Source organism: Streptomyces sp. NPDC020422, from assembly GCF_044386705.1.
Taxonomy (GTDB): Bacteria; Actinomycetota; Actinomycetes; order Streptomycetales; family Streptomycetaceae; genus Streptomyces.
On the sequence record NZ_JBIRVJ010000009.1, the window covers coordinates 219,922 to 245,406 of the forward strand.

Below are 25,485 nucleotides of genomic sequence, written 5' to 3' on the forward strand. Positions count from 1 at the left end.
TGCTATTGAGTGTGCGACCAATAAGCAACCAGGTGTGCACGACACGTTCATCGGAGGGCCGTATGGCTTCCACGTTCCCCGACCCGCGCGCCAGCGCTCCCGCCGCGCGGGCGGCCACGGACCGGCCCACCAGGATCGAGTCCCACGGCATCGACCACATCCCCGACGACGAGCGCCACGGGCATCCCCGCGAGCTCTTCTCCGTCTGGGCCGCGGCCAACGTCAACTACCTCAGCCTGGTCGTCGGCGGCGCCCTCGTCCTCATGGGGCTCAGCCTCTGGCAGGCCCTCGCCGTGATCGTCGTCGGCAATCTGTTCTGGCTGCTCACGGGCGTGCTCGCCGTCTCCGGACCCGCCGCCGGCGCCCCCAGCGAGGTCATCACCCGCGCCATGTACGGCGTGCGAGGCAACCGCGTGAACAACGCCGTCACCGGGTGGATGATCTCGGTCTGCTACTTCGCCCTGAACCTGGCCGCCGCGGCCGGCGCCGCCTTCGCGCTCGTCGAGAAGACCGGCGTCCACGCGGGCACCGGCGTCAAGATCGCCGTCGTCCTGGTCATCGCCGCCGTCACGCTCACCATCGGCGTCTTTGGCCACGCCCTCATCGTCCGGCTCTATCTGCCGATCACCATCGCCCTGACCGCCGCCTTCGGCGTCGTCGGCTACGCGGTGCTGCGGCAGGCCGACTTCGGTTACGCGCCCGACGCCCCGCTCACCGGCGTGGACCTGTGGGCGACCGTGGTCGCGGGCGTCACGCTCATCGCCTCCGGCCCCCTGTCGTACACCACCAGCGCCGACTTCTCCCGCTACCTCCCGGCCACGACCTCCCGGCGTGCCGTCATCGGGTGGACCGCGCTCGGCGGCTTCCTGCCCAGCATCGTCGTCTGCTCGCTCGGCGCGCTCGCCGCGACCGTCGTCGACATGACCGACCCGCAGACCGCCCTGGAGGAGATGCTCCCGGGGTGGTTCACCCCCGTCTTCCTGCTCTCCCTCGTCCTCGGCACGATCGCCATCAACGCGATGACCGCCTACAGCGCGGGACTCGCCCTGCAGGCGGTCGGCATCCGCATCCGGCGCTCCCTCAGCGTGATCGCCGACGGCACCGTCGCGGTCGCCCTCACCCTCTACGCGCTGCTCGTCTCCAACTTCCTGGACACCGTCAGCAACGTCCTCCAGCTCACCGTCGTGCTGCTCGGCCCCGCCATGACGGTGTACGCCGTCGACATCGCGCTGCGCCGGGGCCGCTACGACGGACGCGCGCTCATGGACGAGACCCCGGGCAGCCCCTTCTGGTACGCGGCGGGCGTCAACCCGGCGGGTGCCGGGGCCGTGATCGGCGGCGCCGTCGTGGCCGCGCTGTGCGTGAACACCGCGTACACCGGCCCCGTCGCCCGCGCCCTCGGGGGAATGGACCTGGCCCTGCCCGCCGGCATGGCGGTGTCCGCGCTGCTGTACGCGGTCCTCACGCGGCGGGCCGGCCTCCGGACCCGGACCGGCGCCCGCTAGCGCGGAGGGCGCCGGGCTCCGGACCGGGACGGGCGCCCGCTAGCGGGTGGCCGCGGCCACCAGGGCCCGCATGACCCGCAGGTCCTCGCCCATCTCCGGGTGCCACTGGACCCCGAGCGTCCAGCCGGGGCCGGCCAGTTCGATCGCCTCGACCGTGCCGTCCGCCGCGTGCGCCGAGGCCGTCAGCCCCTTGCCGAGCACCTCGACGCACTGGTGGTGGTAGGTCGGCACCTCGGTCCGCTCCGGGACCAGGTCCGCGTAGAGCGTGCCGGGGACCGGTTCGACCGGGTGGCGGCCCATGACGCCGACCGCCTCGGTGTGGCCGTCCAGGTGCTGGACCAGCGTGCCGCCGAGGGCCACGTTCAGCAGCTGCATGCCCCGGCAGATGCCCAGCAGCGGGGTGCCGGCGCCCAGCGCGGCGTCGATCAGGGCCAGTTCCCAGCTGTCCCGGGCCCGGGCCGGCGGGCCGGTACGCGGGTCGGGCTCGGCCCCGTACCGCACCGGCTCCACATCGGCGCCGCCCGCGATCACCAGGCCGTCCAGCCGTGCCACCGCCTCAGCCGCCCCCGACGGGTCGTCCGGCGGCAGCATCACGGCCAGGCCGCCGCTCGCCTGGACGAGGCGCGGGTACGCGGCCGGCAGCAGCGCGGCGGGCAGGTCCCACACCCCCCAACGGGCCTGGTCCAGATAGGTCGTCACACCGATGAGCGGCTTGGGCACGGGGTCTCCTTGTCGGATTCGGGACGTGGGTCAGCGTTCGAGTTCCGCCTCGGCCGCCGCGAGCGCGGCGAACTCCTCCTCCGGCGCCCTCGCCACCAGGTGGTGGCGACTGTAGAACGCGAAGTAGGCGAGCGCGATCACATAGACCCCGAGCGCGATGAAGGCGGCGTCCTTGTCGACCAGGAAGGTCGCCACCAGGGCGGAGAGCGCCAGGACGAAGGCAACCGACGAGGTGACCACACCGCCCGGAGTGCGGTACGGCCGGGCGAGCCCGGGCTCACGGCGGCGCAGCACGATGTGGGAGAGCGCCATCAGGGCGTACGAGATGGTCGCGCCGAACACCGCGATGTTCAGCATCCTGGCCCCGTTCCCGGTGCCCGCGGCGAGCGCGAAGCCCAGGGCGCCGGGGATCAGCAGGCCCAGGTAGGGGGACTTGCGGCGGCTGGTCAGGGAGAGGAAGCGCGGCAGATATCCGGCCCGGGACAGCGCGAACAGCTGGCGCGAGCCCGCGTAGATCAGCGAGAAGAAGGAGGCGACCAGGCCCGCGAGCCCCGCGTAGTTGACGAAGCGGCTCAGCGCGGTCGGCTCCCCGTCGCCCTGCAGCGCCACCACCAGCGGGTTGCCCGCCTCCTGGATCGCGGCCGAGCCGCGCGCGCCGGTCGCCGTGAGGAAGGTGACGACGGCGAGCAGCACCAGGATGCCCATGGACAGGGCGAGCGCCCTCGGCATCGAGCGCACCGGGTCCTTGGCCTCCTCGGCCGCGAGCGGCACGCCCTCGACGCCGAGGAAGAACCACATGCCGAAGGGGAACGCGGCCCAGATCCCGAGCAGGCCGAACGGCAGCCAGGAGGTGGAGCCGGTCGCGGTCGGGTCGACCGGGATGTCGTTCAGGCCGTCCACGTGGAAGTCGCCGAGCGCGCCGAGCGCGAAGACCAGCAGCGCCGCCACGGCGACCGCGGTGACGATCAGGCTGAAGCGCAGGGCCTCGCCCACGCCCCACAGGTGGATGCCGATGAAGAGCGCGAAGCAGACCAGATAGACGGGCCAGCCCGACTCCAGGCCGAAGAGGCCGAGGGACTCCACGTAGTCGCCGATGAAGATGGAGATGGCCGCCGGCGCCAGGACGTACTCGATGAGGATCGCGGTGCCGGTGAGGAAGCCGCCCCAGGTGCCGAGCGCCCGCCGGGCGAAGCCGTAGCCGCCGCCCGCGGTGGGCAGGATGGCCGAGAGCTCCGCGAGCGAGAAGACGAGGCACGCGTACATCGCGCCCATCAGGACGGTGGCGATGGCCAGGCCGCCGAAGCCGCCCTTGGAGAGGCCGATGTTCCAGCCGGAGAAGTCGCCCGAGACGACGTACGCGACGCCGAGCCCGGTGAGCAGGAGCCAGCCCGCGCTGCCGCGGCGCAGGGTCCGGCGTTCCAGATAGGCGTCGGACTCGACGGTGTTCGGTGTGGTGCCTGAGGTGTCTTCCAGCGTCATGCCAGCGCTCAGCTCCCCGCAACGGGCCCAATGGATTGGTGCCATACCTTTGCGTCGTACCGGCGGGCAGCGCAAGCCCTCTGCGTTACGTTCCGGTTACGCGAGGGGGCCGGGGTCGGGGCCGGCCCGGGCCGCTCTCAGGTCAGGAAGCCGCGCAGCAGCGCCGCCGTTCCCCCGCAGTGCTCCCGCATCACCTCGCGCGCCGCGTCCGCGTCCCCGTCGAGCACCGCCTCCACCAGGGCGGTGTGCTGGTGCTGGGAGTGCTCCAGGTTGCGTACGAGCAGGGGGATGCAGTCCAGCAGGTCGTTGACGGTCGCCCGCACCGCCGCGTACTGCGCCGTCAGCGTCGGCGAACCGGACAGCTCCGCGAGCGTGAGGTGGAGCAGGGTGTCCTGGCGCCGGTAGTCGCCGAGCGGGGCGTCATGGGTCGCCGCGAGCGCCGCGCGCAGCCGCCCAGCGCCCTCGTCGTCCAGGCCGTGGGCCGCGCAGAGCCCCGCCGCGCCGACCTCCAGGACCTCGCGGAAGCGCAGCGTGTCCTCCACGTCGACGGCCGCGATCCGGCGCCGCAGCTCCGCCTCGTCCGAGGTCTGCGGGCGCTGGAGCACGAACGTGCCGCCGTAGCGCCCGCGCCGGCTCTCCACCAGGCCCTGCTCCTGCAGCACCTTCAGGACCTCGCGCAGGGTGACCCGGCTGATCCCCATCCGGTCCGCCAGCTCCCGCTCGGCCGGCAGCCGCTCGCCCCCCGGCACCAGGCCGAGCCGGACGATCTGCAGGATCTGCTCCAGCGCCTCCTCGAAGCCGTTGCCCGCGCGCACCGGCCGCAGCACCGGCGTCAACCGGTCGGCGGATTCATTCGTCTGGGCCACGTTGCCGTTTCCCCTTCCCAAGCAATGGTCCTGAGCAATACCTTATGGCTCCCGGCAGGCCCAAGGAGGAGTAATCCCGTGGCAGACCGCAAACCCCCGCTCGCCGTCGACGAGCTCCGCGCCCTCGTCGCGAGCGGCGAGATCGACACCGTCGTCCTGGCCTTCCCCGACATGCAGGGCAGGCTCCAGGGCAAGCGGTTCGCCGCACCGTTCTTCCTCGACGAGGTCCTCGAGCACGGAACCGAGGGCTGCAACTATCTTCTGGCCGTCGACACCGAGATGAACACCGTCGACGGCTACGAAATGTCGTCCTGGGACCGCGGCTACGGCGACTTCGCCATGCACCCCGACCTCTCCACCCTGCGCCGCCTCCCCTGGAACGAGGCCACCGCGATGGTGATGGCCGACCTCGCCTGGAACGACCGCAGCCCCGTCGTCGCCGCCCCCCGCCAGATCCTGCGCCGCCAGCTGGAGCGCCTCGCCGCCCACGGCTTCACCGCCCACGTCGGCACGGAGCTGGAGTTCATCGTCTTCAAGGACACCTACGAGCAGGCCTGGGACGCGAACTACCGCGGGCTCACCCCCGCCAACCAGTACAACATCGACTACTCCGTCCTCGGCACCGGACGCATCGAACCCCTCCTGCGCCGCATCCGCAACGAGATGACCGGCGCCGGCCTCACCGTCGAGTCCGCCAAGGGCGAGTGCAACCCCGGCCAGCACGAGATCGCCTTCAAGTACGACGAGGCCCTGGTCACCTGCGACCAGCACGCCGTCTACAAGACCGGCGCCAAGGAGATCGCCGCCCAGGAGGGCTGCTCGCTCACCTTCATGGCGAAGTACAACGAGCGCGAGGGCAACTCCTGCCACATCCACCTCTCGCTCCAGGACGCCCAGGGCCGCAACGTCATGGCGGGGGAGGGCGCCGACGGCATGTCCGAGGTCATGCGGCACTTCCTCGCCGGGCAGCTCGCCGCGCTCCGGGACTTCTCGCTCCTCTACGCCCCGAACATCAACTCCTACAAGCGCTTCCAGCCCGGCTCCTTCGCCCCCACCGCCGTCGCCTGGGGCCACGACAACCGCACCTGCGCGCTGCGCGTGGTCGGCCACGGACGCTCGACGCGCTTCGAGAACCGGCTCCCCGGCGGCGACGTCAACCCCTACCTCGCCGTCGCCGGACTGATCGCCGCCGGACTGCACGGCATCGAGCAGGGCCTCGAACTCCCGCCCGCCTGTACCGGCAACGCGTACACCGCCGAGTACGAGCACGTCCCCACCACCCTGCGCGAGGCCGCCGAGCTCTGGGAGACCAGCGAGATCGCCAAGGCCGCCTTCGGCCCCGAGGTCGTGGCCCACTACCGCAACATGGCCCGCGTCGAACTCGACGCGTACGACGCGGCCATCACCGACTGGGAACTGCGCCGCTCCTTCGAACGCATGTGAGGAAAGACTTGCCGCACGAACTGCACGTCCTGAACCCGGCGACCGAGGAGCTCGTCGCCACCGTCCCCGCCGCCACCCCGGCCGACGTGGACGCCGCCGTCACCCGCGCCACCTCCGCCCAGCACGCCTGGGCCGCCGCCGCGCCCGCCGACCGGGCCCGCATCCTGCGCCGCTTCGCCGCCGTCGTCGACGCCCACGTCGAGGAGCTGGCCCTCCTGGAGGTCCGCGAGGCCGGCCACACCATCGGCAACGCCCGCTGGGAGGCCGGGAACGTCCGCGACCTGCTCGACTACGCGGCCGGGGGAGTGGAGCGGCTGAACGGACGCCAGATCCCGGTCCCCGGCGGCCTCGACGTCACGATCCTCGAACCCCTCGGGGTCGTCGGCGTCATCGCCCCCTGGAACTTCCCCATGCCGATCGCCGCCTGGGCCACCGCCCCCGCGCTGGCCGCCGGCAACGCCGTCATCCTCAAGCCCGCCGAGACCACCCCGCTCACCGCGCTGCGGCTCGCCGAACTCGCCCTGGAGGCCGGCCTGCCCGAGGGCCTCTTCCAGGTCCTCCCCGGCGAGGGCCCGGTCGCGGGCAACGCGCTCGTCGAACACCCCGGCATCGCCAAGATCGTCTTCACCGGCTCCACCCGGGTCGGCAAGTCCATCATGGCGAGCTGCGCCGACCAGGTGAAGCGGCTCACCCTCGAACTCGGCGGCAAGAGCCCCAACATCGTCTTCGCCGACGCGGACCTGGAGGCCGCCGCCGCCGCGGCGCCCATGGCCTTCCTCGACAACAGCGGCCAGGACTGCTGCGCCCGCACCCGCATCCTCGTCCAGCGCAGCGTCCACGAGCGCTTCCTGGAGCTGCTCACCCCCGCCATCGAGGAGATCGTCGTCGGCGACCCCCTCGACGAGCGCACCCAGATGGGCCCGCTGATCTCCCGCGCCCAGCTCGACCGCGTCCGCTCCTACGTCGGCGACGAGCTCGACGGCATCCGCGGCAAGGCGCCGGAAGGCCCCGGCTTCTGGTTCCCGCCCACCGTCCTCACCGGCGTCCCCGAGGACGCGCCGTGCGCCGTCGAGGAGGTCTTCGGCCCCGTCGCCGTCGTCCTGCCCTTCGAGGACGAGGCCGACGCGATCCGCCTCGCCAACGCCACCGACTACGGCCTGTCCGGCTCGATCTGGACCCGCGACGTCGGCCGCGCCCTGCGCGCCTCCCGCGCCGTCCGGGCCGGCAACCTCTCCGTCAACTCCCACTCCAGCGTCCGCTACTGGACCCCGTTCGGCGGCTTCCGCCAGTCCGGACTCGGCCGTGAACTGGGACCCGACGCCCTGACCGCCTTCACCGAAACCAAGAACGTCTTCATCAGCACGGAGGGCCCCGCACTGTGAGCACCGAGAACATCTGCCGCCGCCTCGTCGGCCGAACCGCCGTCATCACCGGAGCCGGCAGCGGCATCGGCCTCGCCACCGCCCGCCGGCTCGCCTCCGAAGGCGCGAACGTCGTCTGCGGCGACATCGACGAGCGGGCCGGCAAGGCCGCCGCCGAGGAGGTCGGCGGCACCTTCGTCAAGGTCGACGTCACCGACCCCGAGGAGGTCGAGGCGCTGTTCAAGACGGCCTTCGACACCTACGGCTCCGTCGACATCGCCTTCAACAACGCCGGCATCTCGCCCCCCGACGACGACTCCATCCTGGAGACCGGCCTGGAGGCCTGGAAGCGGGTCCAGGACGTCAACCTGACCTCGGTCTACCTGTGCTGCAAGGCCGCCCTGCCGTACATGCGGCGCCAGGGCAGGGGCTCCATCATCAACACCGCCTCCTTCGTCGCCATCATGGGCGCGGCCACCAGCCAGATCTCGTACACCGCCTCCAAGGGCGGCGTCCTCGCCATGTCCCGCGAGCTCGGCGTCCAGTTCGCCCGCGAGGGCATCCGCGTCAACGCGCTCTGCCCGGGCCCCGTCAACACCCCGCTGCTCCAGGAGCTGTTCGCCAAGGACCCGGAGCGCGCCGCGCGCCGCCTGGTGCACATCCCCGTCGGCCGCTTCGCCGAGGCCGAGGAGATCGCCGCCGCGGTCGCCTTCCTCGCCAGCGACGACTCCTCCTTCGTCAACGCCACCGACTTCCTCGTCGACGGCGGCATCTCCGGCGCGTACGTGACCCCGCTCTAAGCGTTCACCCCCCATCCATCCCCCCGACAGCCGGGCGTCGCAAGGCGCCCGGCTGTCGTGCGTACATCCAGGAGAGTGTTCATGACCAACAAGCTCCGCACCCCCGCCGCCGCGGCCGCCCTCGCCCTCGCCGCGATGGGACTGCTGCCCGCCGCAGGCGCCCAGGCCACGCCCCGCGAGACCACCCGGCAGGCCCGCGACTGCGCCGGCCTCACCTCCGCCGCGGGCTGGTACGGCGACAACAAGGCGCGCATCGACGGCCTCATAGCCGCCCACTGCCGGCAGAAGGGCGACAAGCCCGTCGCCGTCTTCGACTGGGACAACACCGTCATCAAGAACGACGTCGGCGACGCCACCTTCTACTGGCTGCTGCGCAACGACCGCATCCGGCCCCCGCGCCACGGCGACTGGTCCACCACCAGCCGCTACCTCACCCCCGAGGCCGCGAGCGCCCTCGGCGAGGCCTGCCCGGCCGATGTGCGCACCCTGCCCACCGCCACCGACGCCACCTGCGCCGACGAACTGCTCTCCGTGTACGGCAAGGGCACGACGACCGGCGGGAAGACCGCCTTCGCCGGCTACGACCACCGCCGCATCGAGCCGCAGTACGCCTGGCTCGCCCAGCTCCTGCACGGCTGGACCGCCCGCCAGGTGCGCTCCTTCGCCGCCGCCGCCCGCACCGAGAACCTCGCCGCCCCCCAGGGCGCCACCCAGCGGGTCGGCACCGCGCAGGTCACCGGCTGGGTCCGCTACTACGACCAGCAGCGCGACCTGATCCGCGCCCTGAAGTCGGCCGGCTTCGACGTCTGGATCGTCTCCGCCTCGCCCGAGCCCGTCGTCGACGTCTGGGCCCAGGGCGCCGGCGTCCCGGCCGACCACGCCGTCGGCATCCGCAACACCACCGAGCACGGCCGCCTCACCAGCCACCTCAAGGGCTGTGGCGGCGTCCGCGACGGCGAGGACCGGATGATCACCTACATCGACGGCAAGCGCTGCTGGATCAACCAGGAGATCTTCGGCGTCCGCGGCCCCGCCGCCGAACGCGTCCAGCCCACCGGGCGGCGCCAGGTCTTCGCCGCCGGGGACTCCGACACGGACATCTCCTTCCTCCGCGACGCCACCGGCCTGCGGCTCGTCCTCAACCGCAACAAGAACGAACTCATGTGCCGCGCCTACGACAACGGCGACGGCCGCTGGCTCGTCAACCCCATGTTCATCGAGCCCAAGAAGCAGAAGACGAGCCCGTACCCCTGCGCCACCACCGGCTACACGGCCGCCGACGGCACCGCCGAGCCGGTCCGCCGCGCCGACGGCAGCGTCGTACCGGACCAGCAGGACACGGTCTTCTAGCCGCTACGGGAGGTCAGAGGAAGGTCCGGCCCTCGCCCCGGTACGTCGGGACGGCGGCCGTGACCCGGTCGCCCGCCACCAGGTGCAGGGTGTCGAACCGCTCGCACAGCTCGCCGGCCTTCGCGTGCCGGAACCAGACCCTGTCGCCGATCCGCAGATCGTCGGCCGGCGAGCCGAGCAGCGGCGTCTGCACCTCGCCCGGACCCTCCTGCGGGTCGTAGCGCAGCCCCTCCGGCAGATACGGGACGGGCAGCCGGTCGCGCCCCGCCACCCCCGACGCCGGATAGCCGCCGCCCAGCACCGTCACCACGCCCACACCCGGACGGCGCACCACCGGCAGCGCGAACAGCGCCGCCGGACGCCCCGAGAACGAGGTGTAGTTGTCGAAGAGACGCGGCTGGAACAGCCCCGAACCCGCCGCGATCTCGGTCACCGCGTCCTCGGCCGCCGTGTGCTGCACACTGCCCGTGCCGCCGCCGTTCACGAACTCGAGGTCCGGCGCCACCGCCCGCACCGCCCGGACCACCGCGGCCCGGCGGGCCGCCAGCTCCCTGCGGGCCGCGGACTGCATCAGCCGGACCGCCCGCGAGCGCAGCGGCCGGCCGGCCACCGCGTCCCCGACCCCCGCCACATGGCCCTCGTACGCCATCAGGCCCACCAGCCGGAACCCCGGCCGGCGCACCACCGAGCGCGCCAGCTCCGCCAGCTCGGCCGGCTGCCGCAGCGGCGAGCGGCGCGCCCCGACCCGTATCCGGCCGCCCAGCAGGTGCAGCGAGGTGTCCATCTCCAGACAGACCCGCACCTCCTCGGTGCCGCCGGCCCGCGCCGCGTCGATCAGGTCGAGCTGCGCCACGTCGTCGACCATCACCGTCACCGCGGCCGCCAGCTTCGCGTCGCCCGCCAGCTCCCCGAACCCGGGCCGGTCGGCCGACGGGTAGGCGAGCAGCACGTCGTCGACCCCGGCCCTGGCCAGCCACAGCGACTCGGCCAGCGTGAAGGACATGACCCCGGCGAACCCGTCCCGCGCGAGCACCCGCTCGAGGAGAGCCCGGCACCGCACCGACTTGGTCGCCACCCGGACCGGCTTCCCGCCGGCCCGGCGCACCAGGTCCTCGGCGTTGGCGTCGAAGGCCTCCAGGTCGACGACGGCGAGGGGCGCGTCGAGGTGGGCGGTGGCCCGGTCGTACCGGGCGCGGTCGGCCGCGCGGGGAGTCATGGGCCGAGCTTGCCAGACGGGTTTACACGTGGGTAGCCCCTGGGTTCCCGCCCCGGGGGGAACAGCCCGTAGAGTGACCGCCATTGCTGTGACGGAACGACCAGGGGCACCAGGGGGACGGGGATGAGCACCGAGCCGCACCGCCCCACGTCCCGCATCACCGACGCCCTCCTCCCGCAGACGGCTCCGACGCCCGCGCCCGCCACCGCGCCCAGGCAGGCCCCGCAGCCGCCGCCCCGCCAGGCCTCGCAGCAGCAGCCGACCGGCCCGGCGACGGAGCGCGCCCCGGCCGAGCCCCCGGCCCACCCGCCGGCGGGACGCCCCGCGGCCGCGCCGCCCCCGCAGTCCCCGACCCGGCGGGCCCCCCAGGGCCAGGCGGCGGGCAACCGTGCCGCAGCCCAGCCCCTGCCCCCGGTCCACCACACGACGGAGCAGGCTCAGGCCCGGCCGCCGGCCCGTCCCGTGGCCGCACCGCCCCCGGCGCCCGCTCCGGCATCGGCGTCCCCGGCGTCCCAGCCGCGCCAGGCGCCGGAGCCGGCCCTGCCCCAGCCCCCGGCGGGGCCGGGGCCCGGCGCCGCCCTCCCCGCCGTCGAGACCACCACCCGGCTCCGCCCCATCCGGGACGCGCACCCCCGGCCCGCCCACGCCCCCGCGTACGGCGTCGACCGCTGGGCGCTGCCCGACGAGCTGCCCGTGGAGACCACCACCCGGCTGCGGCCCGTCCAGGACCGGCGCCCCGGGCGGGTCCTGGCCGCCGCGGGCTTCGCGGTGCTCGGTCTCGGGCTCGTCGGCGGCTCCCTCACCGGCGCGCTGCTGGCCGGGAGCGGGGCGGGCGAGCCCGCCGAGCCGCCCGGCTACTCCCGGACCAAGGCCCTCTGGCACGACGCCCCCGTCGACACCCTCTTCCCGCGCACCCTGGCCGGCCCCACCGCGGGCCCCGGCGGCGCCGCCCGCACCTGGACCCGGATCGTCGTCGCCCCCGACGCGCCCTGCACGGCGGCCGTCCTGCCCAAGGGCCTGCTCACCGCCCTTCGGGACCCCGGCTGCGAGCGCGTGCTGCGCGCCACGTACACCGACGCGACCTCCTCGCACGTGACCACCGTCGCCCTCGTGTTCACCCAGGCCGACCCCGCCACCATGCGCACCCTCGGCCCGCGCGCCGACGACGACCCGCCGCCCGCCCTCGCCGGCCCGGCCACCGTCGCCGCGGGCTTCGGCGACCGCCAGCGGGCCAGCTGGTGGCGGCACATCCTGCCGGACCTCCCCGTCGTCGTGACCTCCGTCTCCGGCTTCGCCGACGGCCGCCCCGTCGCCGAGGCCGAGCCCGCCGAGCGCGCGATGACCGCCAAGCGCACCACGCCGGTCGCCCAGGCGGGCCTGGGCCACGAGGCGAAGGGCGTCGGCGACGCCGTCGAACGCGCCCTGCGCAAGACCGTCGCCGCCACCCTCAAGGAAGGCGACCGGTGATCCGCCGCCCCCGCCGCCGCGCCGCGGCCGCCGCCCTGCTCGCCGCCGCCTTCGCCGTGCTGCCCGCCACCACCACGCCCGCGTACGCCGACACCATCCGCGCCCGCCAGTGGGGGCTCGACGCCCTGCACACCTCCCGGGCCTGGCAGACCACCCGCGGCGAGGGCATCACCGTCGCCGTCCTCGACACCGGCGTCGACTCCGGCCACCCCGACCTCGCGGGCTCCGTCCTCACCGGCACCGACCTCGTCGGCTTCGGCGCCGCCCGCGGCGACCGCGCCTGGGCCCGCCACGGCACCGCCATGGCCGGCATCATCGCCGGACACGGGCACGGCCCCGGCGACCAGGACGGCGTCCTCGGCGTCGCGCCGAAGGTGAAGATCCTGCCGGTCCGGGTCATCCTCGAAGGCACCGACAAGTCCCGCGACAAGGCCCGCAAGACCCGCGGCACCGCCCTCGCCGAGGGCATCCGCTGGGCCGCCGACCACGGCGCCGACGTCATCAACCTCTCCCTCGGCGACGACTCCGAGTCCGCCCACCCCGACGCCGGCGAGGACTCCGCCGTCCAGTACGCCCTCGCCAAGGGCGTCTCCGTCGTCGCCTCCGCCGGCAACGGCGGCGAGAAGGGCGACCACATCTCGTACCCCGCCGCCTACCCCGGCGTCATCGCCGTGACCGCCGTCGACCGCTACGGCACCCACGCCTCCTTCTCCACCAGCCGCTGGTACGCCACCGTCAGCGCCCCCGGCGTCGACATCGTCATCGCCGACCCCGACCGGCGCTACTACGAGGGCTGGGGCACCAGCGCCGCCGCCGCGTTCGTCTCCGGCGCCGTCGCCCTCGTCCGCGCCGCCCATCCCGACCTCACGCCCGCCCAGGTCAAGCGGCTCCTCGTCGACACCGCCCGCAACCGCCCCAAGGGCGGCCGCACCGACCAGAAGGGGTACGGCACGGTCGACCCGGCCGCCGCCATCGAGGCCGGGGGCGCACTCAAGGGCGCCGACCCCAAGGCCGCCGTCGCCGGCTTCGGCGGGCAGTACTTCGGCCCCGGTCCCCAGGCCGAGCCCGAGGAGAGCCACCCCATCGGGCTCCTCGCGCCCATCGCGGGAGGCGTCGGCGTCCTGCTGCTGGCCGCCGCCGTCGCCCTGTGGCGGGGCAGCCGCAACCGCTGAGCACCCGGCGGTTAGGCTCGGGGCGTGGCGCTCAAGAACATTCCGGACCCCGGTTTCTCCGACGACGACGGCACCGCCGACCCGCGGCTCGCCGCGGCCCTGGCCGCCTGGGCGGAGGACCGGACCGCCCACGGCCCCGTCCTGCGGGCGCTCAAGGACGCCCGGCTGCTGGTCCCCGTCGTCGCCGTCCTCGGCGAGGTCGAGGTCGACCCGGTCACGGGGCTGAAGCAGGAGAAGACCAGCGACATGGCCGTGCCCACGCTGACCGCGGGCGACCGGCGGGCGCTGCCGGCCTTCACCTCGATCGCCTCGCTCGCCCTGTGGGACCCGGCCGCCCGGCCGGTCGCCGTCCCGCTGCACCAGGCGCTCCAGGCCCTCGCCCACGAGAAGGCCGACACCCTCGTCCTCGACCTGGCCGGGCCGGTGCCCTACCAGGTGACCGGCTCCGCCCTGCTCGCCCTGGCCGAGGGGCGCAGCAGCGCGGACCCGCTGGACGACCCGGCGGTACGGGACGCGGTGCGGGCCGCGGTCGCGGCCGAGCCCGCCGTCCTCCGCGCCCACCTGGGCCCGGGCGCCGCCGACGGCACGCTGGCGCTGGTGCTCGCCGAGGACGCCGCCCCCGCGGAGGCCGCCCAGCGCGTCGCCCGCCTGCTGGCGGCCGACGAAACACTGAGGGCCCGCCTGGTGCGGGGCCTCGACCTGGCGCTGCTGCCGGCCTCGGCCACGCCTCCCGGCGAGCCCTTCTACGTAAGGAACTGACGTGCCGCGGCCGGCGGCCGTGAAGCCGCCGGCCGCGGGAGCCGCTAGCCGTACACCGGCCCCGTGTACTTCTCGCCCGGGCCCTGGCCCGGCTCGTCCGGGACGAACGACGCCTCGCGGAAGGCCAGCTGCAGGGACTTCAGACCGTCCCGCAGCGGCGCCGCGTGGAACGAGGAGATCTCCGTGACCCCGGCGTCGAGCAGACCGGCCAGGGCGTGGATCAGCTTGCGGGCCTCGTCCAGGTCCTTGTGCTCGTCGCCCTCCTCGGTGAGCCCGAGCTTCACCGCGGCGGCGCTCATCAGGTTGACGGCGACGGTCACGATGACCTCGACGGCCGGGACCTCGGCGATGTCGCGGGTCATGGCCTCGAAGTCGGGGTTCTCGGGGGAGTCCGTGGTGTCCGTGGACTCGTGCTGGGGCGTGTCGCTCATGCCTCACACGATAAGCGGACGTACGGTTCGCGCCGACCGGCGGGTCCTGCTAACCTTGTGTAACGACCGGCCGGACACATGCGTGCCCGGCCCACAAGTGGAGGCTCCGTTCTCCCACCTGACCGCCCTAGCGGGCGGCGGGTCACCGGTCAGGTGGCGCCCATCGTTCCGTACGGACGATGGAGCCGCCCGATGTGCGCCCCGCGGTTCACCGCGGCGGTGTTCCGGTTTTCCATGGAGCCCCGCCTGTGTACCGTCCGGGGCATTTTTCATGTGCCGGCTCGGTTGGTCTCGACATACCAAGACGTGTCCGTCCGCCAGGCGGTCGCGTGGTGCTACCGAGGAGGATCCATCAGCGCCGAGCCCCGCATCAACGAGCGGATTCGCGTTCCCGAGGTGCGTCTTGTCGGCCCCAGTGGCGAGCAGGTCGGCATTGTGCCGCTTGCCAAGGCCCTGGAGCTCGCGCAGGAGTACGACCTCGACCTGGTTGAGGTTGCGGCGAACGCCCGTCCGCCCGTGTGCAAGCTCATGGACTACGGGAAGTTCAAGTACGAGTCGGCCATGAAGGCCCGTGAGGCGCGCAAGAACCAGGCGCACACGGTCATCAAGGAGATGAAGCTCCGGCCGAAGATCGACCCGCACGACTACGACACCAAGAAGGGTCACGTCGTCCGGTTCCTCAAGCAGGGTGACAAGGTCAAGATCACGATCATGTTCCGCGGTCGTGAGCAGTCCCGCCCCGAGCTCGGCTACCGACTGCTGCAGCGCCTTGCCGAGGACGTGCAGGAGCTTGGCTTCATCGAGTCCAACCCGAAGCAGGACGGCCGGAACATGATCATGGTTCTGGGTCCGCACAAGAAGAAGACCGAGGCCATGGCCGAGGCCCGCGAGGCCCAGGCCGCGCGCAAGGCCGAGCGCCAGGGCGGTTCGTCCGAGGCGGTCCAGGCCGAGGCGCCCGCCGCGGAGGCCCCGGCCGAGCAGGCTTCGGCCGACACGTCGGCCGAGAACGCCGAGGCGTGATCCCGCGGGGCTGCCGCTCCGGCAGCCCCAGGGTTCCGCCCGGAACCACTCAAACGAAGAATTGACGCTCCCGGTTGTCCGGTGCCCGCACCGGGGGAGCGCCACTGACGAGGAGATAACGGCGCTATGCCGAAGAACAAGACGCACTCCGGTGCCAAGAAGCGCTTCAAGGTCACCGGCTCCGGCAAGATCCTGCGCGAGCGCGCCGGCAAGCGCCACCTGCTCGAGCACAAGTCGTCCAAGCTGACGCGTCGCCTCACGGGCAACGCCGAGATGGCCCCGGGTGACTCCGCCAAGATCAAGAAGATGCTGGGCATCTGAGTTGATCTCCCGCCCTCGGCGACGAGGGCATCCGGCACAGACCGGGACCCATCCGTTTTTCGGGTCGTGTGAGCACCACCGCGACCCCGCTACAAGGAGTTAAGAAGTGGCACGCGTCAAGCGGGCAGTCAACGCCCACAAGAAGCGTCGGGCGATCCTCGAGCAGGCCTCCGGCTACCGCGGTCAGCGTTCGCGCCTGTACCGCAAGGCCAAGGAGCAGGTCACCCACTCGCTGGTCTACAACTACAACGACCGCAAGAAGCGCAAGGGCGACTTCCGTCAGCTGTGGATCCAGCGCATCAACGCCGCTGCCCGCCTGAACGGCATGACGTACAACCGCCTCATCCAGGGTCTGAAGGCCGCCAACATCGAGGTGGACCGCAAGATCCTCGCCGAGCTGGCCGTCAACGACTCCAACGCGTTCGCCGCGCTGGTCGAGGTCGCGCAGAAGGCCCTCCCGGCCGACGTCAACGCTCCGAAGGCCGCCGCCTGATCTTCCAGGCCGCAGTACTTCTGCCCGGACCCGCAGGCCTCGCGCCTGCGGGTCCGGCGCGTTGACCCCCGCTTCTTCGCCGCCGTACCCGACGAGTCAGAGAGCCCCAGGCACATGTCCACCCCCGAGCTGATCTCCCCGCGTTCCCCGCGCGTCGTCGCCGCCCGGCGACTCGCCAAGCGCAACTTCCGGGGCAAGGACCGCCTCTTCATCGCCGAGGGCCCGCAGGCCGTCCGCGAGGCCGTCGAGCACCGCGGCACCGACGGCCGGTCCACCCTCGTCGAGCTCTTCACCACCGTCGAGGCCGCCGAGCGGTACGCCGCCATCATCGACGCCGCCCGCGCCGCCGGAGCCCGCGTCCACCACGCCTCCGACGCCGTGCTCGCCGAGGTCTCCCAGACCGTCACCCCGCAGGGCCTCGTCGGCGTCTGCCGCTTCCTCGACTCGCCGTTCGAGGACATCCTCGCCGCCCGGCCCAAGCTGGTCGCCGTCCTCGCCCACGTCCGCGACCCCGGGAACGCCGGCACCGTGCTGCGCTGCGCCGACGCGGCCGGCGCCGACGCCGTGATCCTCACCGACGCCTCCGTGGACCTGTACAACCCCAAGTCCGTCCGCGCCTCCGTCGGCTCCCTCTTCCACCTCCCGGTCGCCGTCGGCGTCCCGGTCGAGCAGGCCGTCGCGGGCCTCAAGAGCGCCGGAGTGCGCATCCTCGCCGCCGACGGGGCCGGCGAGGACGACCTCGACGACGAGCTGGACGCCGGCACCATGACCGGCCCCACCGCCTGGGTCTTCGGCAACGAGGCCTGGGGACTGCCCGAGGAGACCCGGGCCCTCGCCGACGCCGTCGTCCGCGTCCCGATCCACGGCAAGGCCGAGAGCCTCAACCTCGCGACCGCGGCCGCCGTGTGCCTGTACGCCTCCGCGCGCGCCCAGCGCCCCCGAACCACCGCCTGAGGACTCCACCTCGGCCGCCTCGCCTAGTAGGGTGACGCACTCGGGGCCCACTGCGTGACACGGAGGGGTGGGGTTACGGGGATGACGGTCGGCACGGGCAGTCCCGCACAGGCACGGAGCAGCGCGCCGCACGCCTCGCCGCCGCCCGCCGGCGAACCGGCCGCGGCACCCGGCCCGCACCTGCCGGACAGCCCGACCGAGGACGACGTGCGCGCCGGCGGTCTCGGGATCGACCCCGACGACCTGCCCGACGGTCTCGTCGTCGCCGACGAGACCGGCCGGATCGTCTGCTTCAACGCCGCCGCGAGCCGGATCACCGCCGTACCCGGCGCCGAGGCCCTCGGCCGCCCCCTCGACCAGGCGCTGCCCCTGGAGGACCTCAAGGGCCGCCGCTGGTGGACGCTGACCGACCCGTACGGAGGGCTCGCCACCCGCCGCGGGCAGCCCGAGCGGAACCTGCTGCTGCCCGGCGGCCGCGAGGTCCTCGTCTCCGCCCGCTACGTCCGCGCCCACCCCACCGGACCGGTGCGCCGGGTCGTCGTGTCCCTGCGCGGCACCGAGGCCCGCCGGCGCACCGAACGCAGCCACGCCGAGCTCATCGCCACCGTCGCCCACGAGCTGCGCTCGCCGCTCACCTCGGTCAAGGGCTTCACCGCCACCCTGCTCGACAAGTGGGAGCGGTTCACCGACGACCAGAAGCGGCTGATGCTGGAGACCGTCGACGCCGACGCGGGCCGCATCAAGCGCCTCATCGCCGAGCTCCTCGACATCTCCCGGATCGACTCCGGCCGCCTCGAGGTCCGCCGCCAGCCCGTCGACATCGCCGCCGCCGTCGGCCGGCACATCCAGGCCCACACCACCGGCGGGCAGTCCCCCGACCGCTTCTTCGTCCGGATCCGCCCCGACCTGCCCGAGCTGTGGGCCGACCCCGACAAGATCGACCAGATCCTCGGCAACCTCCTCGAAAATGCGGTGCGCCACGGCGAGGGAACCGTCACCATCGAGGTGGCCCCCACCACGGCCACCACCGACGGAGAGAAGGGGACGGAGGTCAGCGTGAGCGACGAGGGCTCCGGCATCCCCGAGGAGTCGATGGGCCGTGTCTTCACCCGCTTCTGGCGGGGCAGCAAGCGCGGCGGCACCGGACTCGGCCTCTACATCGTCAAGGGCGTCGTCGAGGCCCACGGCGGCACGATCACCGTCGGACGCGGCCCCCGGGGCGGGGCCGAGTTCCGATTTATCCTGCCCGTCGGCACCCCGGCCCACCTCCTCTGAGGTCCCGCCGAGCTCCCCGCGAGGTCCTTCGAGGTCCCTCGTACGGTCTCACCAGGCGAGACCGTACGAGTTCCGGAGCCGCCCGGGCCGCCCACGGGCTCATTCGCGTCCCCGCGCCCCGTTAGACTCGTCCTTTGGCACGTTTGCGCCCTTGACGTCGAGCGGGGCCGCCCAGCCAGCCAACGGAAGCACGGGAAGAGATGTCGGCACCCAATAAGTCGTACGACCCGGTCGAGGTCGAGGCCTTGAAACCGGAAGAGATCGAGCGCATGCGGGACGAGGCGCTCGCCGCCTTCGCGGCCGCAGACGACCTCGACGCGCTCGCCCACGCGAAGACCGCGCACACCGGCGGCACCTCGCCGCTCGCGCTCGCGAACCGGGAGATCGGCGCCCTGCCCCCGCAGGCCAAGGCCGCGGCCGGAAAGCTCGTGGGCCAGGCCCGCGGCATCGTCAGCAAGGCGCTGGCCACCCGCCAGGCCGAGCTGGAGGCCGAGCGCGACGCCCGCGTCCTCGTCGAGGAGGCCGTCGACGTCACCCTGCCGTACGACCGCGTCCCGGCCGGCGCCCGCCACCCGCTGACCACCCTCATGGAGCGCGTCGCCGACGTCTTCGTGTCGATGGGCTACGAGGTCGCCGAGGGCCCCGAGGTCGAGGCCGAGTGGTTCAACTTCGACGCCCTGAACTTCGTGCCGGACCACCCGGCGCGCCAGATGCAGGACACCTTCTTCGTCCAGGGCCCCGAGGGCACCACGGGCGACGAGTCCGGTGTCGTGCTCCGTACGCACACCTCGCCGGTCCAGGCCCGCACCCTCATCGACCGGGAGCCCCCGGTCTACGTGGTGTGCCCCGGCCGCGTCTACCGCACCGACGAGCTCGACGCCACGCACACCCCGGTCTTCCACCAGATCGAGCTGCTGGCCGTCGACGAGGGCCTGACCATGGCCGACCTCAAGGGCACCCTCGACCACATGGTCCAGGCGCTCTTCGGGCCCGACATGAAGACCCGGCTCCGCCCGAACTTCTTCCCCTTCACCGAGCCGTCCGCCGAGATGGACATGCTCTGCTACGTCTGCCGCGGCGAGTCCGTCGGCAACCCGGACCGCCCCTGCCGCACCTGCGGCAGCGAGGGCTGGATCGAGCTCGGCGGCTGCGGCATGGTCAACCCGAAGGTGCTCGTCGCCTGTGGTGTGGACCCCGAGAAGTACAGCGGATTCGCCTTCGGGTTCGGCATCGAGCGGATGCTGATGTTCCGCCACAACGTCGAAGACATGCGAGACATGGTCGAGGGTGACGTCCGGTTCACCCGGCCGTTCGGGATGGAGATCTGATGCGGGTCCCGCTTTCTTGGCTGCGGGAGTACGTCGACCTGCCGGCGACGGCGACCGGCCGTGACGTACAGGCCAAGCTCATTTCGGCCGGCCTCGAGGTCGAGACCGTCGAGCAGCTCGGCGCCGGCCTCACCGGCCCGCTGGTGGTCGGCAAGGTGCTCACCATCGAGGAGCTGACGGAGTTCAAGAAGCCCATCCGCTTCTGCACCGTCGACGTCGGCCAGGCCAACGGCACCGGCGAGCCCCAGGAGATCATCTGCGGCGCCCGGAACTTCGCCGAGGGCGACAAGGTCGTCGTGGCCCTGCCCGGCGCCGTGCTGCCCGGCGACTTCCGGATCGCCGAGCGCAAGACGTACGGCCGGGTCTCCCGCGGCATGATCTGCTCCGGCGACGAGCTCGGCATGGGCGACGACGGCACGCACGGCATCATCGTGCTGCCGCCGGAGCACGAGGTCGGCACCGACGCGACCAAGCTCCTGGAGCTGTACGACGAGGTCCTCGACATCGCCGTCACCCCGGACCGCGGCTACTGCCTCTCGATGCGCGGTGTCGCCCGCGAGGCCGCCATCGCCTACGGCCTGCCGCTGCGCGACCCGGCGCTGCTCGACGTGCCCGCGCCGAACTCGTACGGCTACCCGGTCCAGATCGCCGACCCGATCGGCTGCGACCGCTTCACCGCGCGTACGGTCGTCGGACTCGACCCCGAGGCCCGCAGCCCGATCTGGATGCAGCGCCGCCTGCAGAAGGCCGGCATGCGCCCGATCTCGCTCGCCGTCGACATCACCAACTACGTGATGATCGAGCTCGGCCAGCCGCTGCACGCCTACGACCGCACCCGCATCGACGGTCCCATCGGGGTCCGCCGGGCCGCCGCCGGGGAGAAGTTCACCACCCTCGACGGCACCGCGCGCGTCCTCGACTCCGGGGACCTGGTCATCACCGACAACCGCGGGCCGATCGGCCTCGCGGGTGTCATGGGCGGTGCCAACACCGAGATCGCCGACCCGGTCGTCGACCCCGAGACCGGCGCCGTCACCGGCACCACCGAGGTCGTCATCGAGGCCGCGCACTTCGACGCGATCTCGATCGCCCGCACGGCCCGCCGCCACAAGCTGTCCTCCGAGGCGTCCAAGCGCTTCGAGCGCGGCGTGGACCCGCAGGCCGCCGCCGCTGCCGCGCAGCGCACGGTCGACCTGCTCGTGCTGCTCGCGGGCGGCACGGCCGAGGCCGGCGTCACCGAGGTCGTCGCGCCGTCCGCGCCGCACACCATCACCATGCCGGCGAACCACCCGGACAAGGTCGCGGGTGTGGAGTACGGCCGCGAGACCGTCGTCCGCCGTCTCCAGGAGATCGGCTGCGACGTCTACGGGCAGGACGAGCTCGTCGTCACGGTCCCGTCCTGGCGCCCCGACCTGTACGTGCCGAACGACCTGGCCGAAGAGGTCATCCGCCTGGAGGGTTACGAGAACCTGCCCTCCACGCTGCCGAAGCCGCCGGCCGGCCGCGGACTGACCGAGCGCCAGCGCACCCACCGCCGGGTGGGCCGCGCCCTGGCCGGTGCCGGTTACGTCGAGGCGCTGAACTACCCGTTCATCGGCGAGCAGGTCTTCGACCAGTTCGGCCTCGACGCGGACGACGCCCGCCGCCGGGTCGTCAGGCTGGTCAACCCGCTCTCCGACGAGGAGCCCGCGCTCCGTACGACGCTGCTGCCGGGCCTGCTCGGCGCGCTGCGCCGCAACGACGGGCGCGGCAGCCACGACCTGGCGCTCTTCGAGACCGGCCTGGTCTTCCGTCCCACCGAGGGCCAGCCGGGCGTCGCCGTCCGTCTGGGCGTCGACGGCCGGCCGACCGACGAGGAGATCGCCCGCGTCAACGCCGCGCTGCCCGCGCAGCCGCGTCGCGCCGCCGTCGTCCTCGCCGGTGCGCGCGAGCAGGCAGGCTGGTGGGGCAAGGGCCGCCCGTCCGACTGGGCGGACGCGATCCAGGCCGCCCGCACGGTGGCCGCCGAGGCCGGGGTCGGTCTGCTGATCGACGCCGACCAGCACGCCCCCTGGCACCCGGGCCGCTGTGCCGCCTTCCACGTGATGATCGACGGCGAGAAGACGCTGGTCGGCCACGGCGGCGAGCTGCACCCGCGGGTCGTCAAGGCGCTGGGCCTCCCGGCCCGCACCTGCGCGATGGAGCTGGACCTCGACCTGCTGGAGCGGGCGAGCGAGGGCCCGGTGAAGGCCCCGAACATCTCCTCCTTCCCGGTCGCGACCCAGGACGTGGCCCTGGTCGTCGACAAGGACGTCCCCTCGGCGATGGTGGAGTACTACCTGGCCGGCGGTGCGGGTGAACTCCTGGAGTCCATCCGGCTGTTCGACGTCTACACCGGCGACCAGATCGACGAGGGCAAGAAGTCCCTCGCGTACGCCCTGAAGTTCCGTGCCCCCGACCGCACCCTGACGGTCGAGGAGGCCACGGCCGCCCGCGACGCGGCGGTGGCCCTGGCGGCGGAGCACACGGGAGCCGTGCTGCGCGGCGCGTGACGCCGGAGACGCGGAAGGGGCCCTGCCCCGGGTGACGAGCCCGGGGCAGGGCCCCTTCCCGTGTGCCCGCGCGGCCGTACTCCCGTACGGGGGCGCTCACTCCTTCGGGTGAGATCCCCGGCGGATGTTCCCGCGTGTCCGTCTCCCCCGCGAGAATCGACGCGGTCACAGGGGCGGGCCTGTGTGCCGCAGGGTCTTCGGGCGCTGGCGGGCCTCGGGAAGGGCCGTGGATGTTCCGTGACAGGGCACTGGTTGCCGAGGGCTCCCGGATCCGGCGGATGGCTCCGCTGGCGGCTCCGGTCGCATGGGGGCTCGTCGCCGTCGCCTGGAAGGTCGGCTGTCCGCTGGCCCAGCGCCCCGGGCTGCCGATGCGGCTCGCCAGCGGCATCGTCTTCCTCGCCGTGGGAACCGGTCTCGTGCTCGGGGCCCGGCGCGGACTCCAGCGGGAACTGGCACGGGTGCGGGCCGTGGCCGACGCCACCCAGCGGGTCCTGCTGCGTTCGCCACCGGCCCGCCTCGACGGGCTCGCGGTGGCCGCCGGGCAGCTGTCCGCCTCCCGGGGCGCCGTCGTCGGCGGGGACCTGTACGAGGCGACGGCCACCCCCTACGGGGTGCGGATCGTCATCGGGGACGTGCGGGGCCACGGTCTCGCCGCGCTCGGAGCGGTCGTCGCCGTCCTCGGCAGCTTCCGCGAGGCCGCCCACGACGAGCCCGAACTCGCGGGCGTGCTGCGCCGCCTGGACCGGGCGCTCGGGCGGCACTTGCGCGAGCGGGCCCGGGAGGAGCACCCGGCCCGGGCGGGCCGGTCGCCCGAACACCCGGCGGCCGAGGAGTTCGTGACCCTGCTGCTCCTCGAGATCCGCGCCGACGGGCTGGTCTTCGCACTCGACTGCGGCCACCCCGGCCCGTACCGCCTGGGCCCTCGGGTCGAGGCCGTGCCCGTCGGCGAACCGCTGCCCCCGCTCGGTGCCTTCCCGCTCCCCGACGACCTCGTGCCGTACCCGGCCACCCGGTTGCGGCCGGGCGAGACGCTGGTCCTGCACACGGACGGCGCGGAGGAGGCCCGCGACCGCCGGGGGAGGTTCTTCGCGCTCGACGCGGCCCTCGAAGGAGCGGCCGGCGAGGCGCCCGCCGCGCTGGTCCGCACGGTCCACACCGCGCTGCTGCGGCACACCGGCGGCCGGCTCACCGACGACGTCGCCCTGCTCGTCGTCCGCAACGACCGGGTGCGGGTACCGGCGCAGCCCGCCGAACCCGGGCTGCGCCGTACCCGGCCTGCGCCCTCCCCCCACTAGTGGGTCGGGTCGCGAGGCCGGCGCCGTCCGCGCTGCCACGGAGTGTCGGGCAGATCAACAGCGCGGACGGCGCGGACCGGGCGGCCGCACTGTTCGAGGGGGAGCCGGCGGCCCGGTTCCTCGCCTTGCGGCGAGGGAGTTCAGTCAAGCGGTCCGGACGTTTCGGTGACAGTGCGTACGGACCGGAAGAACGAGTACTCCGTTCACACCCCGTGTGAAAGCGCCCCCGACCCACCGGAGCGGTCCCATGCAGCCCCATCTCCAGCCCAACACCCTGCTGGACGCCCTGCTCGACGAAGCGGGCATGTCCCACGCCGGTCTCGCCTCCCGGGTGAACCAGGCGGGCCGGGCGCGGGGCCTGGCCCTGCGTTACGAACACACCGCCGTGGCCCGCTGGCTGAAGGGGCAGCGGCCGCGCGGCCAGGTGCCCGACCTGATCTGCGAGGTGCTCGGCGGCCGGCTGCACCGGGCCGTCTCCCTCGACGACATCGGCCTCGGGGTGCCCGGCGCCGGGCTGCCCGCGGCGGGCTCGCCGCTCTCCGGCTTCGTCGAGCGGGCCACCGCCCTGTGGCGCTGCGACGAGCAGCAACGCCCGCACGTCCTGGGTGCCCAGGCGGTGACCGGCACCCCGGCGGTGATGCCGGTCTGGGAATGGGAGAACCCGCCGGAGGACGTGGACGTCTCCCGCGACGGCCGCACCCGGGTCTCGGCCGCCGACGTGCAGATGCTGAGCGCGGCCCGGGCGCACTACGAGCAGATGTACCGCAAGGCCGGCGGCATGGCGACCCGTGCGCGGATCGTCGGCTTCCTCAGCGCCGAGACCGCGCCGCTGCTGCGCGGCGCCTACAGCGACGCGCTCGGGCGGCGACTGCACCGCGCCACGGGCGGGCTGGTGGCGGTGGCCGGGATCTGCGCGTACGACTCCGACGCCCAGGGGCTCGCCCAGCGCTACTTCCACCAGGCGCTGCGCCTGGCGAAGGCCAGTGGCGACCGGGGACTGGGCGCCTATGTGGTCGCGCTGCTGGTCAACCAGTCGCTGTTCATGGCGGAGTACCGGCAGGCGGTGGCGTTCGCGGAGGCCGCGCTGCGGTCGGCGGGCCGGGAGATCACGCCCGCGCTCGCCGCCGATCTGACGGCGATGCAGGCGAAGGCGTACGCCCATCTCGGCGACGGTGCCGCCGCGCTCGGCTGCATCCGGCGGGCGGAGACGGAGGCGGCGCGGATCAGCCCGGGCCACGAGCCCGCCGAGACCGGTTATGTGCAGCCCGGCCTGGTCAACGTGCAGGTCGCGGAGGCGCTGCTCAGTCTGGGCGACCTGACGGGGGCGCACGAGCACGCGGCGGCGGCCGTGCGGACCCCGGCGCACGACCGGGGGCGGGTGCACCGGCTCGCCATGCTGTGTCAGATCGAGCTGCGGCAGGGGGAGACGGAGCGGGCGGCGCGGACGGCGGTGGAGATGACCGAGGGGGCCCGCGGGATGGAGTCGCAGCGGCTGCGGGACCGGCTGCGCGAGGTGCGGGAGCATCTGCTGGCCAGTGGGGGAGGGGATGCCAGGGAGGCGGCCGAACTGATCGACGGTGCGCTGCGCGTGCCCCTGTGAGCCCTGCGGTGCCGCGCGAGCCGTGCGGTGTGGGGTGAGCTTTGCCTTGCGGCCCGGTCCCTGCTGCGATATTGCCACCAAGTAATCACCGACCAGTCG

At 73.5% G+C, this 25,485-nt stretch carries 22 protein-coding genes; 17 read left to right on the forward strand and 5 right to left on the reverse strand.

Translation table 11 applies throughout. The features are described 5' to 3' along the window. Positions 1-62: 62 nt before the first annotated feature. Positions 63-1,505, forward strand: a complete 1,443-nt coding sequence (locus ACH414_RS25110; RefSeq protein ID WP_398943414.1) for a purine-cytosine permease family protein — start codon at positions 63-65, stop codon at positions 1,503-1,505. Positions 1,506-1,544: 39 nt separating this feature from the next. On the opposite strand, the gene ACH414_RS25115 is transcribed toward ACH414_RS25110, so the two are convergent. From ACH414_RS25115 to ACH414_RS25125, 3 genes are all read right to left on the reverse strand, one after another. Further along, entirely contained in the window at positions 1,545-2,225 is a 681-nt protein-coding gene (locus tag ACH414_RS25115; RefSeq protein ID WP_391769923.1) for a gamma-glutamyl-gamma-aminobutyrate hydrolase family protein, read from the reverse strand. 30 nt (positions 2,226-2,255) lie between these two features. Next, positions 2,256-3,704, reverse strand: coding sequence for an ethanolamine permease (eat, locus tag ACH414_RS25120; protein WP_386566419.1), 1,449 nt, complete (start codon positions 3,702-3,704; stop codon positions 2,256-2,258). Positions 3,705-3,841: 137 nt separating this feature from the next. Next, the gene (locus ACH414_RS25125; RefSeq protein ID WP_386566418.1) at positions 3,842-4,570 is read right to left on the reverse strand and encodes a FadR/GntR family transcriptional regulator; all 729 of its coding nucleotides are present in this window, start codon (positions 4,568-4,570) and stop codon (positions 3,842-3,844) included. Between the two features lie 78 nt (positions 4,571-4,648). On the opposite strand from ACH414_RS25125, the gene ACH414_RS25130 reads away from it, so the two are divergent. The 4 genes from ACH414_RS25130 to ACH414_RS25145 all read left to right on the forward strand — a co-directional run bounded on the left by ACH414_RS25130 (position 4,649) and on the right by ACH414_RS25145 (position 9,524). Further along, entirely contained in the window at positions 4,649-6,013 is a 1,365-nt protein-coding gene (locus tag ACH414_RS25130; protein WP_382546105.1) for a glutamine synthetase family protein, read from the forward strand. Between the two features lie 8 nt (positions 6,014-6,021). Next, positions 6,022-7,395: an aldehyde dehydrogenase family protein gene (locus ACH414_RS25135; protein ID WP_391769925.1), complete on the forward strand. Its 1,374-nt coding sequence runs from the start codon at positions 6,022-6,024 to the stop codon at positions 7,393-7,395. Next, positions 7,392-8,174 (forward strand): 3-oxoacyl-ACP reductase, encoded by a 783-nt coding sequence (locus ACH414_RS25140; RefSeq protein ID WP_382546099.1) that lies wholly within the window; start codon positions 7,392-7,394, stop codon positions 8,172-8,174. Before ACH414_RS25135 ends, ACH414_RS25140 begins: the two co-directional genes overlap by 4 nt. Before the next feature lie 81 nt (positions 8,175-8,255). Next, entirely contained in the window at positions 8,256-9,524 is a 1,269-nt protein-coding gene (locus ACH414_RS25145) for a haloacid dehalogenase-like hydrolase (RefSeq protein WP_382546097.1), read from the forward strand. 13 nt (positions 9,525-9,537) lie between these two features. On the opposite strand, the gene ACH414_RS25150 is transcribed toward ACH414_RS25145, so the two are convergent. Next, positions 9,538-10,740, reverse strand: coding sequence for an amino acid deaminase/aldolase (locus ACH414_RS25150; RefSeq protein WP_398943418.1), 1,203 nt, complete (start codon positions 10,738-10,740; stop codon positions 9,538-9,540). 123 nt (positions 10,741-10,863) lie between these two features. Between ACH414_RS25150 and ACH414_RS25155 the strand changes: the two genes are divergently transcribed. Genes ACH414_RS25155 through ACH414_RS25165 form a run of 3 tightly spaced genes read left to right on the forward strand, consistent with a single transcriptional unit; the run spans position 10,864 to position 14,138 of the window. After that, positions 10,864-12,207: a hypothetical protein gene (locus tag ACH414_RS25155; RefSeq protein ID WP_398943420.1), complete on the forward strand. Its 1,344-nt coding sequence runs from the start codon at positions 10,864-10,866 to the stop codon at positions 12,205-12,207. After that, the gene (mycP, locus tag ACH414_RS25160) at positions 12,204-13,379 is read left to right on the forward strand and encodes a type VII secretion-associated serine protease mycosin (RefSeq protein WP_382546088.1); all 1,176 of its coding nucleotides are present in this window, start codon (positions 12,204-12,206) and stop codon (positions 13,377-13,379) included. Before ACH414_RS25155 ends, mycP begins: the two co-directional genes overlap by 4 nt. A gap of 24 nt (positions 13,380-13,403) precedes the next feature. Then, the gene (locus ACH414_RS25165; protein ID WP_382546085.1) at positions 13,404-14,138 is read left to right on the forward strand and encodes an SseB family protein; all 735 of its coding nucleotides are present in this window, start codon (positions 13,404-13,406) and stop codon (positions 14,136-14,138) included. 44 nt (positions 14,139-14,182) lie between these two features. Here ACH414_RS25165 and ACH414_RS25170 read toward each other — a convergent pair whose 3' ends face one another. Then, positions 14,183-14,569: a DUF1844 domain-containing protein gene (locus tag ACH414_RS25170; RefSeq protein WP_382546082.1), complete on the reverse strand. Its 387-nt coding sequence runs from the start codon at positions 14,567-14,569 to the stop codon at positions 14,183-14,185. A 306-nt stretch (positions 14,570-14,875) separates the two neighbouring features. Here ACH414_RS25170 and infC point away from each other — a divergent pair, with 306 nt between their 5' ends. The 9 genes from infC to ACH414_RS25215 all read left to right on the forward strand — a co-directional run bounded on the left by infC (position 14,876) and on the right by ACH414_RS25215 (position 25,386). Then, the gene (gene infC, locus ACH414_RS25175) at positions 14,876-15,589 is read left to right on the forward strand and encodes a translation initiation factor IF-3 (protein ID WP_382546079.1); all 714 of its coding nucleotides are present in this window, start codon (positions 14,876-14,878) and stop codon (positions 15,587-15,589) included. Between the two features lie 126 nt (positions 15,590-15,715). Then, positions 15,716-15,910: a 50S ribosomal protein L35 gene (rpmI, locus tag ACH414_RS25180; RefSeq protein WP_041128339.1), complete on the forward strand. Its 195-nt coding sequence runs from the start codon at positions 15,716-15,718 to the stop codon at positions 15,908-15,910. 106 nt (positions 15,911-16,016) lie between these two features. After that, positions 16,017-16,403, forward strand: a complete 387-nt coding sequence (gene rplT / locus ACH414_RS25185; protein WP_225799578.1) for a 50S ribosomal protein L20 — start codon at positions 16,017-16,019, stop codon at positions 16,401-16,403. 114 nt (positions 16,404-16,517) lie between these two features. Next, positions 16,518-17,357: a TrmH family RNA methyltransferase gene (locus tag ACH414_RS25190; RefSeq protein ID WP_382546074.1), complete on the forward strand. Its 840-nt coding sequence runs from the start codon at positions 16,518-16,520 to the stop codon at positions 17,355-17,357. A gap of 81 nt (positions 17,358-17,438) precedes the next feature. Further along, the gene (locus tag ACH414_RS25195) at positions 17,439-18,632 is read left to right on the forward strand and encodes an ATP-binding protein (protein ID WP_386566408.1); all 1,194 of its coding nucleotides are present in this window, start codon (positions 17,439-17,441) and stop codon (positions 18,630-18,632) included. Between the two features lie 200 nt (positions 18,633-18,832). Beyond that, positions 18,833-19,960 carry a phenylalanine--tRNA ligase subunit alpha gene (pheS, locus tag ACH414_RS25200; protein WP_382546069.1) on the forward strand — a complete coding sequence of 376 codons (1,128 nt, stop codon included), beginning with the start codon at positions 18,833-18,835 and terminating at the stop codon, positions 19,958-19,960. Further along, on the forward strand, positions 19,960-22,491 hold the full coding sequence (gene pheT / locus ACH414_RS25205) for a phenylalanine--tRNA ligase subunit beta (protein ID WP_391769928.1): 2,532 nt from the start codon (positions 19,960-19,962) through the stop codon (positions 22,489-22,491). Before pheS ends, pheT begins: the two co-directional genes overlap by 1 nt. 230 nt (positions 22,492-22,721) lie before the next feature. Next, positions 22,722-23,786 carry a PP2C family protein-serine/threonine phosphatase gene (locus ACH414_RS25210; RefSeq protein WP_398943427.1) on the forward strand — a complete coding sequence of 355 codons (1,065 nt, stop codon included), beginning with the start codon at positions 22,722-22,724 and terminating at the stop codon, positions 23,784-23,786. Positions 23,787-24,033: 247 nt separating this feature from the next. Next, positions 24,034-25,386 carry a transcriptional regulator gene (locus tag ACH414_RS25215; protein WP_382546060.1) on the forward strand — a complete coding sequence of 451 codons (1,353 nt, stop codon included), beginning with the start codon at positions 24,034-24,036 and terminating at the stop codon, positions 25,384-25,386. Positions 25,387-25,485: the final 99 nt, after the last annotated feature.